Consider the following 12,580-nt stretch of genomic DNA (forward strand, 5'->3'; position numbering starts at 1 on the left):
GAGTAGTTTTTGGAGCAACAGGTCTATCATACTGTTCAGCCGCTTTAGAAAGAGATAATATGATTAATAATGATGGATGGGTAATTTCAGATTTTGGAATGAATTGCCCACTCCCTATTGAGTTGCTCAGTTTTGATGCAACTATTAAAAAGAGCGGTGAAGTAACTTTAAATTGGATTTCAGCAAGTGAAATTAACAACGATTATTACACTGTTGAACGTTCTGCAGACGCTTCTAGCTGGATTGAATTAGAGAGGATAAAAGGTGCTGGTAATAGTAGTTCTCAGATAAACTATGAAGTATCAGATTCAAATCCTTTAAGTGGAATTTCATATTACCGTTTAAAGCAAACTGATTATAATGGTGATTATTCTTATAGTGATGTCCAAGTTGTTACTTTAAATTCAGAAGTAAAAATTGCCGTATATCCTAACCCTGTAAGAGAAAATCTATTCATTTCTAATTTATGCGAAGAATGTATTGTAAATATTTATTCTTCAACTGGGCAATTAGTTTTTTCAGGTAATACTAATTCAATAAATGCTTCTAATTGGAAAAAAGGAATTTATGAGGTAATTATTATTAATGTAGAAGGAGTAAAATATTCTTCTAGAATTATTAAATAACAAAAAAACAATTTTAAAGCTTTATTTACGGTGTATTTAGTCTGATGTAAAGATTTTGTCACACTCAAAATCATACAACCATATGGAAATGGATATACTTTTGAATTAAAGATTTTTTTATTAATGAAGAAGCAAAACGCAATAACAACATTTTAATTAAAAACAACTAAAACAATTTTATTATGAAAACTATTATTAAATATTCCTTGTTTCTTTTTATGAGCATTATTTCATTAAAAGGACATTGTCAATCATTAAACATTCTAATATTAGGGAGTACAAATTCTGTTCAATTAGAATATAAAACAATGGACCCATATAGTATTGCAGAACAATTAGATTCTATCTTGGCCAATACTTCTTCAATTAGTTCCTATAATGTAGTTGTAAAAGATATTTATAAAAATAAAGTAGTTCAAACCGCATTTGGAGGTTCAGGGGCCTTAACAAGTTTTAGCTACTATAGTCATTCTTTATTTCAACATTATTTTTGGCCTGATGACAAAGTTAACAATCATAATGATTTGATGGGCGATTTAAATTATGATTGGGACCATATTATTCTTCTTGAAGATCCTTATATTATTACGAATGCTCCTGGTTATCACGCGTTAGGGGTTAATAAAGTTCTATCTAAAATAAAAGAAGGAGGAGCACAACCTCATCTATTTTTGCAATGGCCAGATAAAAACAATCAAGCATCTATTGATCATTTTGAAGAAGTAACATATAGGATTAGTGACGGTGCACTTGATTCGCTTCCAGTTATTCCTGCTGGACTAGCATGGGCAACTATTCAGTCTAGTTTTAATGATGAGGATTCATCAGCAGAATTTCCTTCTCCAAATGGTTCATACTTGGCTGCAGCATCAATTTTTAGTCATATATTTAATCAATCAGCCGCAATATCTAATTATACTTATGATGATGATATTGCAAACCATACTCATCTTGTAAGTCAACAAGCAAGTAATGAGCAACATTACTCTGGAGAATTTACTTTTGTTAGTCCATTTTCTAGATGTACTGTTAAACCAAATGTTGTAAACTTTAATCATACAGGCTCAAGTACTGAAAATGGTATTGAAGCTGGGTTTAGATGGGTAATGCAAAATGAGCAAGCATTTGAAGAGAATAATTTTAATAGAAAATTCCATCTAAACTATGGACGTGCAAATTATAATTGGGAGGCAGCAAAGCGTTATAAAATTGATCCCGAGACTTATTCATATTCATTTGGACACCCAATGCAATTTCATTCAAGCACAGGTATTAATCCAAATTTATATGGGATTGATCATTGGGGTTCAGTTAATAATAATGGAGCAGACTTGAGTGTTGGACGATATTTTTTAAATATAGATTCAGCTAGCAATGGAAGGGTTTTACCAATGCGTAGTATTGTCGCTGAGATGGTCGATCAAGATTCTACTCAGGAAATGTATAGCGATAGTTGGCATTTACATCCAAACGTTAATGCAGGAGGAGGTTCATATATGTATACATTGTTAACAGGAAGATGTGGGCAAGAATCAAACGATCCAAACACTTCTGCTGATGGGAGTTATTTTACAGGGGTTAAAGTAGGTTATGAAATGGCATGGACAATGATGCATTTAAAAAGTAAAGCTCCAGGTTTTAGAGTGTTGAAAGGAAATAAACAGGATACATTAATTGATGGTGTAAGCACTAAATATATAGATGTACACTTTCTTAATCCTCCAACTGATTCTGTTTTTGTTAATGTGAGTTCAAGTGTGCCTAATGTAATAAGTTTTGATAATACACAATTAATATTTACCCCTCAGAACTATAATACGCCTCAACGAGTATACTTATCCCCTGGAATTAATGCAGGTGTTAATGATACAGCTTCTGCAGTATTTACTTGTAGTTCTAACGATATATTTTATGACAATTTCTCTGATCTTTGGAATTATCGAATATATGGAACAGTAACAAATATATCATCAGATATAAATTTATCAAATATTATTATTTATCCTTCACCAGTAAATAATGTCTTAAATATATCAGGGGTAGAGGCTAGTGATGTTTTTAGTATATATTCAATGCAAGGCTCATTGTTAGTGCAAGGGAAGGGTAACACTGTAAATGTAAGCAATTTATCAAGAGGTATTTATTCTATTAGGATAATAGGAAAAGAACAAACGATAATTAAGAAATTTTTGAAGCAGTAAAAGTTGAAGCTATTTTTAAAAAAACTTATTAAGTTGTATTGGAATATTCTGTCGATTAGTTTTTGGAGTGCCCAATATCTTGTGTAATTAAGGGTAGCAAAATTCTGAAACTTTTTTAAAGTTTTTGAAGGTAACCTATAGCAGAATTGTAAAAACCGGTAACGAAATCGTGACCAAAAACAAACCCCGCAAAATAGACTAGCTATTTGTGCGGGGTTTAGCGTTTTGAGTGTGGGCCCACCTGGGCTCGAACCAGGGACTTTCTGATTATGAGTCAGATACTCTAACCAGCTGAGTTATAGGCCCGTTCTAATATTCATTAGAAACAGGCTGCAATTTTACGTAAATGTATTTTAATTACCAATAATTCCGATTACTATTTTGCTATTTTTGTTGCTTCTATGTTAGAAAACGTCAAAAATATTATATTCGACCTAGGTGGAGTAATTATAAACTTGAATCAAGATTTAACCTATGCTGCATTTAAGGAACTTTTTCCTTCTAATTTTGAGGCAATACTTCTTGAGTTGGACAGTAATCATTATTTAGAAAAGTTTGAGACATCAGAAATCACATCAAAAGAGTTTATTGATTTTTTTCAAAAATTTGATATTTCAATTTCTGAAGAAAATATAATTAGCGCATGGAATAGTATGTTGTTAGATATTCCTGAAAATCGAATTGCATTAATAAATTCTTTAGCTAAAAAGTATAATGTAAGTTTGTTAAGTAATACAAACGAAATTCATTATCAATTTATTGATGAGTATGTTATTCAAAAGCATAAAATAAAAAGTTTTGATAGTTTATTTAATCATACATTTTTATCTCATAAAATAAGCTTAAGAAAACCCAATACTTCAATTTTTGAATATGTGTTGAAAGAAGCAAACTTTTTGCCTAATGAAACTTTATTTATTGATGATACACTAGAACATATTAATTCAGCCAAACAATTAGGAATTCGAACTCATCACTTAAATTTGCAAGAGAATCAATCATTAATACAATTATTCAATGAACATTAACGGAAAACATCATCATACCATATGGGTTAGCGAAATCAATGAAAAATTAATTCAAGTTTTTGACCAACGTTATTTTCCACATAAAGTAGAAGTGTTTGATATTTCTACTACAGACGAAGCTGCTTTTGCAATTAAAGAAATGGTAGTTAGGGGAGCTCCATTAATTGGAGTTACTGCTGCTTATGGAATGTACTTAGGTTGCATAGAGGCTTTAACGCAAAGTAATCCAGATGAATATTTAAAACAAGTTGCTAGTAAATTAAATGCTACTCGACCAACAGCCGTTAATTTGTCATGGGCGGTTAATGAAATGGAATTAGCTTTAAAAAATGCATCTGATACGGATGAAAGGGTTAGGGTTGCTTTAAAAAGAGCACATGAAATAAAACAAGAGGATATTGATATTTGTTTTAATATTGGTCAGTATGGCTTAAAATTGATTCAAGAAATTTCAAAAAAGAAAAATGGAAAACGTGTAAATATTTTAACTCATTGTAATGCTGGTTGGTTAGCAACAATAGACTGGGGAACAGCTACTTCCCCAATTTATCAAGCACAACAAGCAGGTATAGATGTACATGTGTGGGTGGATGAAACAAGACCTAGAAATCAAGGCGCTAATCTAACAGCTTTTGAGTTGAATCAGCAAGGAGTTCAACATACATTAATTAATGATAACACCGGAGGTCACTTAATGCAACACGGCATGGTTGATATGGTAATTGTGGGAACGGATAGAACAACCCGAAATGGCGATGTAGCTAACAAAATTGGGACTTATTTAAAGGCGCTTGCAGCACACGATAACAATGTTCCTTTTTATGTGGGGTTACCTTCTTCTACCTTAGATTTTGATATGGTTGATGGGGTGAAAAATATTCCAATAGAAACTCGAGATGAGAATGAGGTAAAATATATTCAAGGGAAAGTTGACGGTGAGATTAAATCAGTTTTGATTTGTCCAGAAACAACACCCGCAGCAAATTATGGTTTTGATGTTACTCCTGCAAAATATGTTACAGGATTAATAACTGAAAGAGGAATTTGTGAAGCTTCAGAAAAAGGTATACAACAATTATTTCCAGAAAAATTTTAAGATGAGTAATCAGGATCAATTTATAGATGAAGGTTATATTAAGTATAATATTAACTGGATTAATGAAGTATTACCCATAGCTGTTCCCAATCAATTGATGCATTGGAGAGATAAAATGCACGAATTAAAACAAATAGGGCATTATGCTGATATTAATATTGGATATGGTAATATAAGTGTAAAAACAACTAAAGGGTTTTTAATTTCAGGTACTCAAACTGGAGATGTCTATCCTATCCAGCCAGAACATTTTACCTTGGTTACTGATTATGATATAGAAGCAAATAGTGTTACATGTAAAGGCGAAATAAAAGCATCATCAGAATCTATGACCCATGCAGCAGTTTATGAAGCTGATGAAGCTATTAATGCCATTATTCATATTCATAATCAAAAGTTATGGGAGAAATTAATGGATAATGTGCCAACAACAAAAAAGGAAGTACCTTATGGTACTCCAGAAATGGCGAATGAAATTTTCCGTTTATTTAAAGAAACAGCAGTTCAACAAGAAAAAATAATTGTTATGGCTGGCCACGACGAAGGAATTATCTCATTTGGTAAAGATTTAGAAGAAGCAGGAGAAATCTTACTTAATTTCTTGGCAAAGTTCAATTAGAACTCCATTAGTGCTTTTAGGGTGAATAAAACAAACTAATTTATTATCAGCACCTTTTTTTGGTGTTTCATTTAAAATAGTAAAACCCTCTTTTCTAAGTCTTTCCATTTCAGCATAAATATCTTCTACATCAAAAGCAACGTGATGAATCCCTTCACCTTTTTTATCAATAAATTTGGCAATAGCACTATCTGGATTTGTAGCTTCTAATAATTCAATTTTGTTTTCTCCTACTTTAAAAAATGAAGTCGACACACCTTCGCTTTCTACAATCTCTGTTTTGTATGGCTCTTGATTAAAAAGTTTTGAATAAATTTCATTAGCTTTTTGTAAATCTTTTACAGCAATACCTAAGTGCTCAATCTTTTCCATAATTATTAGATATAAAAAAAGTCCCGTTTTAGCGGGACTTTAAATTGAATTAAATTCAATATTATTTTTTTACAAAAGTATCAGTTTTGTTATCGTAGTTTAAGTAGTAAATACCTTTTTTAAGGTTAGTTACATCTACTTTCTCTCCAAATCCTTTTTTAACAATGTTACCAAAGCTATCGTAAACTTCAAATAAAGTTTCACCTGTAAAGGTTACAAAATCTTTCGCTTTAATTGGGCTAAATGATACTTCACCTAAAGTAGAAATGTATCTTGAAGCTTGAGAATACCTTGGCTTGCTAGAATAGTCAACTTGTTTTACTCTAAATTTATTTTCTCCTGAATGAGGAGTAATTTTAAATTCATACTTATTGTCTTCAGCAGAACCATTTCCATCAACTTCACCAACCTTTATCCATTTGTTCCATCTGTATTGCTCAACAATGTAAGCTAATTTTCCAGTTTCATTTTTAGTTACCCAGGTAAAACTTCCGTCCTTAGATACATCCATAGAAACAATTTCGAAAGTACTTTTTGGTTTTAAAACCTCTGGATTTAAAACTTTTGGCTTACAATCATCTTTATGTTTGATTTTAACAATTACAGGATCACCAACTTTTAATTGGAAATTTGCAAAGTCAATTTCAAAAGCACTAGAGTTAACTTCATCAGTAGTTACTTCACCGTTTATGGTTACTTCAAAAGTACAGAAACCAACGCCGCTTCCTGCAAATGGGTTTTGTACATAAAGGTTTTTACCTTGGTAATGACCTTCAAGAACTATTACTCCTGCATTAACTTGAAATGCGAATAGAGCTACAAGTAGTGTGGTTAAAATTTGTTTCATTGCTATAAAAATAACTATTATAGGTTTAGTTTAGTGTGCAATATTAAAGCTTTATTTAAAATATTAAAAATTTTTTTCAAGTTTTATCAGTAATAAAACTTAATTAGTCGATATTGTTAAATAATTAATAGCGCAATTAATTGGTTTAAAATTAAAAAGATAAAAGCTTAAATCAAAATTATTTATAATCTTAACGTAAAAAAATTAATTTCGCCGTAAAATTATTTTATTGATAAAATGAAGAGAATTAAAATTAGTGACTTGTTTGCCTCGGCAAAAATTGGTGAAGAAGTATTGGTAAAAGGCTGGGTAAGAACGTTTAGAAGTAACCGTTTTATTGCTCTTAATGACGGGTCTACTATAAATAATATTCAAGCAGTTGTTGATTTTGAAAAAGAAGATGAAAGTCAATTAAAAAGAATAACAACGGGATCTGCTATATCTATAGTAGGAGAAGTGGTTGAGTCGCAAGGTAAAGGTCAAGATATAGAAATTGTTGTAAAGTCATTTGATGTTATTGGTGATGCTCATCCTGATGAATATCCTCTACAACCAAAAAAACATTCACTTGAATTTTTAAGAGAAAATGCTCATTTACGTTTTAGAACGAATACGTTTAGTGCAGTTTCTAGAATTCGTCATAATATGATTTTTGCAGTACATAAATTCTTTAACGATAAAGGGTTTTATAATGTGCATACTCCAATAATTACGGGCTCAGATGCTGAAGGTGCAGGAGAAATGTTTAGAGTAACTACGTTAGATTTAAATAATGTTCCGAAAACAGATGAAGGAAATATAGATACAAAGCAAGATTTTTTTGGAAAAGAAGCTAATCTTACTGTTTCTGGTCAGCTTGAGGCTGAATTAGCTGCTTTAGCACTAGGTCAGGTTTATACTTTTGGACCAACTTTTAGAGCTGAAAATTCAAACACTACGCGTCATTTAGCTGAATTTTGGATGATTGAACCTGAAGTTGCATTTAATGATTTAAATGACAATATGGATTTGGCAGAAGAAATGTTAAAATACTGTGTACAATATGCTTTAGATAATTGTAAAGAAGATTTAGATTTTTTAAGTAGTCGTTTAATTGAAGAAGAAAAAGGAAAGCCGCAAGACCAACAATCAATGGAATTGATTGAGAAATTAAAAATGGTAGTTGATAATGATTTTGTTCGTTTAACTTATACTGAAGCGATTGATATTTTAAGGAACTGTAAACCAAATAAAAAAGGAAAATTTCAATATAAAATTGAAGGTTGGGGAGCTGATTTACAATCAGAGCATGAAAGGTATTTGGTAGAAAAAGAATTTAAAAAGCCTGTAATCTTAACTAATTATCCAGCAAACATTAAGGCATTTTATATGCGTCAGGATGATGAATTGCCAGAAGCTAAACCAGGAATGGAAGTTGGAACAACAGTAAGTGCAATGGATATTTTATTTCCTGGAATTGGAGAAATTGTCGGTGGGTCGCAAAGAGAGGAAAGATTAGATGTGCTAAAACAAAAAATAGCTGACTTTAATATACCTGAAGATCATGTTTGGTGGTATTTAGATACTCGTAAATTTGGAACAGTTCCTCATGCTGGTTTTGGTTTAGGATTTGAACGTTTAATGTTATTTGTAACTGGAATGACTAATATTAGAGATGTAATTCCCTTTCCAAGAACACCAAAGAACGCAGAATTTTAATAGAAAAATAAAAAATATATAATAGCACCTTTAAAGTTTTATAATTTTAAAGGTGTTTTGTTTTGTTAAGAAAGAATATAATTTGGATAAAAGTCAATTCTGTTGATAATTTCCGAATTTAATTAGGAAATTGATAAAAGTGTAAATACTTTTGTGCTTTGTTCTTTTAAAGAAAAATTGTCTGCACGGACTCCGTGCTTATCAAGAAAAGTGGAGGGATTAGGCCCTGTGAAGCTTTGGCAACCAACTATAAGTTTCGAATATTCGAAATTGGAAAACCGGTGCTAAATCCTATTCCGTTTATTCGGAAAAAGATAAGTAGAGAAATATATTATAACCCTTCTGCTTATTTAAAATAATAGAAGGGTTTTTTTGTTTTATGGCAAATATTAGAGAAATATTAAAAGAAAGAATTTTGGTGTTGGATGGTGCTATGGGAACAATGATTCAAAGGCATCAACTAACTGAAGAAGATTTTCGTGGTGAAAGATTTAAAGATCATTCTTGTTCTTTAAAAGGAAATAATGATTTACTTTCTATTACTAGACCAGATATAATTAAAAGTATCCATGCCGAATATTATGCAGCTGGTGCTGATATAGCTGAAACGAATTCTTTTGGAGCGACATGGGTTGCTCAAGATGATTACGAATTAGCTTCAGCGGTTTACGATATTAATTATCAATCAGCTAAGCTAGCAAAAGAAGTAGCAAACGAGTTTACAGCAAAAGAGCCTAATAAACCTCGATTTGTTGCAGGTTCAATGGGACCTACTACTAAGCTTGCATCTATGTCTCCAGATGTAAATGACCCAGGATTTAGAAACATTAGTTTTGATGAGTTGGTGGATGCTTTTAAAGAACAGGCAAGTGGATTAATTGATGGTGGCGCAGATTTATTATTGGTAGAAACTATTACTGATACCTTAAACGCAAAAGCAGCGTTGTTTGCAATTAATGAAATTCAAGAAGAAAAAGGAACTGATTTACCAATAATGATATCAGGAACAATTACTGATGCTAGTGGTCGAACCCTTTCAGGTCAAAATACAGAAGCTTTTGTTATATCTGTAGAACATGCTAAACCAATGACTATTGGTTTAAATTGTGCTTTAGGTGCAGAAGCATTAAGACCATATTTAAAAACTATTAGAGAAAAATCTGATAGTTTAGTTAGTGCTCATCCAAATGCAGGCTTACCAAATGAAATGGGAGCTTATGATGAATCACCAGAATTTATGGCAAAACAAATTAAAGTCTTTTTAGATGAAGGGTTGGTTAATATAGTTGGTGGTTGCTGCGGAACAACACCTGCACACATTAAAGCAATTGCCGATTTAGCTTCAACTTATTCTCCAAAAAATAATTAAGCATGAGTTTACATCCAGACTACAAAGGAGATTACAAATACAAATGGACAAACTTACCTTACCTAAAACTAAGCGGTTTAGAACCATTAATTGTTACTCCAGAAGTTAATTTTATCAATATTGGTGAGCGTACAAATGTTGCCGGGTCAAAGAAGTTTTTAAGATTAATTAACGAGAAGCAATTTGAAGAAGCATTAAGTATCGCTCGTCAACAAGTAGAGGGTGGGGCTCAAATCATCGATATTAATATGGACGATGGTTTGATAGATGGAAAAGAAGCGATGGTTAACTTTTTAAAGTTAGTAGCTGCCGAACCTGATATTTGTCGAGTACCAATTATGATTGATTCCAGTAAATGGGAAATTATTGAAGCTGGGTTAAAAAATGCACAAGGAAAATGTGTAGTAAATTCAATTAGCTTAAAAGAAGGAGAAACACAATTTATTGAGCAAGCAAAAACTATTTTAAGATATGGTGCTGCTGTTATTGTAATGGCTTTTGATGAGCAAGGACAAGCAGATAGTTATGAAAGAAGGATAGAAATTTGTGAAAAATCATATCGAATTTTAGTGGATAAAGTAGACTTCCCTCCTCAAGATATCATATTTGATCCTAATATTTTTCCAGTAGCAACAGGAATGGAAGAACACCGAAGAAATGCATTAGATTTCTTTTTGGCTACTCGTTGGATTAGAGAAAATTTACCTGGAGCTCACGTTAGTGGAGGTGTAAGTAATGCTTCTTTTTCATTCAGAGGGAATAACACCGTTCGTGAAGCAATGCATTCTGCATTTTTGTATCATGCTATAAAGGAAGGAATGGATATGGGGATAGTAAATCCAGAAATGTTAGAGGTTTACAGTGATATTCCGAAAGAGTTATTAGACAAAGTAGAAGATGTATTATTGGATAGAACTGATGATGCAACCGAACGTTTGTTGGATTATGCCGATAATGTAAAAGGAACAGTTAAAGAACAAAAGTTAGATTTAGAATGGCGTGAAGGTTCTTTACAAGAAAGAATTACACATGGGTTGGTAAAAGGAAATGCTGATTTTATTGAAGAAGATGCTGAAGAAGCTCGTTTGATTGTTGATAGACCGTTGCAAGTTATTGAAGAATACTTGATGAATGGAATGGGAGTGGTTGGAGATTTGTTTGGTTCAGGAAAAATGTTTTTACCACAAGTTGTAAAGTCTGCTAGAGTAATGAAAAAAGCCGTTGCTCATCTACTCCCATACATAGAAGCTTCTAAAGAAGAAGGTTCTAATGCTGGTAAAGTTTTGTTAGCAACAGTAAAAGGCGATGTTCATGATATTGGTAAAAACATTGTTGGAGTAGTTTTAGGCTGCAATAATTATGAGGTAATAGATTTGGGTGTAATGGTTCCTTGCGAGAAAATTTTACAAGTAGCTAAAGAACAAAATGTTGATTTAATTGGACTTTCTGGTTTAATTACGCCTTCGTTAGATGAAATGGTTAATGTAGCCAAAGAAATGGAGCGAGAAGGATTTACAATCCCATTATTAATTGGAGGAGCAACTACTTCTAAAGTGCATACTGCTGTAAAAATTGAAGAGCATTATACAAAAGGACAAGCAGTTTATGTATTGGATGCTTCTCGTTCTGTAACTGTAGCAGATAGTTTGTTAAGCGACAAAAAAACTGAATATGTTAAAGCGATTAAAGCTGAATACGAAACCGTAAGAACACATTATAATAATAAACAGGTTAGGAAAGAAATGCTTTCGTTAGTTGAAGCAAGAGCTAACAAATATAAAATTGATTGGAATACAAGTAAAATTGTTAAGCCACAACTATTAGGAACAAAACAGTTTGAGAATTATAGTTTAGAAGAAATTTCTGAATACATCGATTGGACTCCTTTCTTTAGAACATGGGAATTAGCAGGAAAATACCCAAACATTTTAACTGATGAAGTAGTAGGTGTTGAAGCAACAAAAGTATTTAACGATGCGCAAAAAATGCTGAAACAAATAATCGACGAAAATTGGCTAACTGCTAAAGCAGTAATCGGAATTTGGGAAGCAAATACAATTAACGACGATACCATTGAAGTGTATGAAAATGGAAATAAAATAACTCAACTACATCAATTAAGACAGCAAGGCAAAAAAGCTAAAGAGGCTGTAAATATTAGCCTAGCTGATTTTATTGCACCAAAAGAAACTGGAAAAATCGATTATATTGGTGGTTTTGTAGTTACAACCGGACATGGAATTGAAGAGCACATTGCACGTTTTGAAGCTGACCACGATGATTATAATTCGATAATGATAAAAGCTTTGGCTGATAGATTAGCAGAAGCTTTTGCAGAGTTGATGCACCAAAAAGTGCGTAAAGAATATTGGGGGTATGCAAATAATGAAAACCTTAGTAACGAAGATTTAATAAATGAAAGTTATAAAGGAATACGACCAGCGCCAGGTTATCCGGCTTGCCCAAATCATACATTGAAAACGGAGTTGTTTAAAATTTTAAATGCAGAAGAATTAACGGGTGTAACGTTAACAGAAAGTTTGGCAATGTACCCAACTGCTGCAGTAAGCGGAATGTATTTTGGTAACGAAGAAGCTAAATATTTTGGAGTTGGTAAGATAGAAAAAGACCAAGTACAAGCTTATGCTAATGCTAGCGATTTTTCTTTTGAAGAAGCTGAAAAATGGGTTAGTGCTAGTTTGAATTATTGATTGAGGCACAATT

Annotated in this window: 10 protein-coding genes, 1 tRNA gene and 1 riboswitch; of the genes, 8 read left to right on the forward strand and 3 right to left on the reverse strand. The window is 32.1% G+C overall.

What is annotated here, in order from left to right; genetic code table 11:
• Both FRY74_RS11405 and FRY74_RS11410 read left to right on the forward strand, forming a co-directional pair.
• A partial coding sequence (locus FRY74_RS11405; RefSeq protein WP_147101726.1) for a T9SS type A sorting domain-containing protein occupies positions 1-626 on the forward strand: 626 nt, incomplete at its 5' end.
• A gap of 182 nt (positions 627-808) precedes the next feature.
• Complete coding sequence (locus FRY74_RS11410; protein ID WP_147101728.1) at positions 809-2,827, forward strand: T9SS type A sorting domain-containing protein; 2,019 nt, start codon at positions 809-811, stop codon at positions 2,825-2,827.
• 232 nt (positions 2,828-3,059) lie between these two features.
• Here the strand turns inward: FRY74_RS11410 and FRY74_RS11415 are convergent.
• Positions 3,060-3,133, reverse strand: a tRNA-Ile gene (locus FRY74_RS11415).
• 95 nt (positions 3,134-3,228) lie between these two features.
• Here FRY74_RS11415 and FRY74_RS11420 point away from each other — a divergent pair.
• The 3 genes from FRY74_RS11420 to FRY74_RS11430 are packed head-to-tail and all read left to right on the forward strand — an operon-like array spanning position 3,229 to position 5,570.
• Complete coding sequence (locus FRY74_RS11420) at positions 3,229-3,855, forward strand: HAD family hydrolase (protein ID WP_147101729.1); 627 nt, start codon at positions 3,229-3,231, stop codon at positions 3,853-3,855.
• Positions 3,845-4,951, forward strand: a complete 1,107-nt coding sequence (gene mtnA, locus FRY74_RS11425; RefSeq protein ID WP_147101731.1) for an S-methyl-5-thioribose-1-phosphate isomerase — start codon at positions 3,845-3,847, stop codon at positions 4,949-4,951. The genes FRY74_RS11420 and mtnA overlap by 11 nt, the downstream gene beginning before the upstream one ends.
• 1 nt (position 4,952) lies before the next feature.
• Positions 4,953-5,570 (forward strand): class II aldolase/adducin family protein, encoded by a 618-nt coding sequence (locus tag FRY74_RS11430; protein ID WP_147101733.1) that lies wholly within the window; start codon positions 4,953-4,955, stop codon positions 5,568-5,570.
• Here the strand turns inward: FRY74_RS11430 and mce are convergent.
• Both mce and FRY74_RS11440 read right to left on the reverse strand, forming a co-directional pair.
• The gene (mce, locus tag FRY74_RS11435) at positions 5,541-5,942 is read right to left on the reverse strand and encodes a methylmalonyl-CoA epimerase (protein WP_147101734.1); all 402 of its coding nucleotides are present in this window, start codon (positions 5,940-5,942) and stop codon (positions 5,541-5,543) included. The two genes, FRY74_RS11430 and mce, sit on opposite strands and share 30 nt — an antisense overlap.
• 61 nt (positions 5,943-6,003) lie before the next feature.
• Positions 6,004-6,789, reverse strand: a complete 786-nt coding sequence (locus FRY74_RS11440) for a T9SS type A sorting domain-containing protein (protein WP_147101736.1) — start codon at positions 6,787-6,789, stop codon at positions 6,004-6,006.
• 237 nt (positions 6,790-7,026) lie between these two features.
• Here FRY74_RS11440 and asnS point away from each other — a divergent pair, with 237 nt between their 5' ends.
• The 3 genes from asnS to metH all read left to right on the forward strand — a co-directional run bounded on the left by asnS (position 7,027) and on the right by metH (position 12,567).
• Entirely contained in the window at positions 7,027-8,487 is a 1,461-nt protein-coding gene (asnS, locus tag FRY74_RS11445) for an asparagine--tRNA ligase (RefSeq protein ID WP_147101738.1), read from the forward strand.
• Positions 8,488-8,682: 195 nt separating this feature from the next.
• A riboswitch (SAM riboswitch) is annotated at positions 8,683-8,808 on the forward strand.
• A gap of 58 nt (positions 8,809-8,866) precedes the next feature.
• Complete coding sequence (locus FRY74_RS11450) at positions 8,867-9,856, forward strand: homocysteine S-methyltransferase family protein (RefSeq protein ID WP_147101740.1); 990 nt, start codon at positions 8,867-8,869, stop codon at positions 9,854-9,856.
• A 2-nt stretch (positions 9,857-9,858) separates the two neighbouring features.
• Positions 9,859-12,567: a methionine synthase gene (gene metH, locus FRY74_RS11455; RefSeq protein ID WP_147101742.1), complete on the forward strand. Its 2,709-nt coding sequence runs from the start codon at positions 9,859-9,861 to the stop codon at positions 12,565-12,567.
• Positions 12,568-12,580 lie beyond the last annotated feature (13 nt).

This window comes from Vicingus serpentipes (assembly GCF_007993035.1).
In the GTDB taxonomy this organism is placed as follows: domain Bacteria; phylum Bacteroidota; class Bacteroidia; order Flavobacteriales_E; family Vicingaceae; genus Vicingus; species Vicingus serpentipes.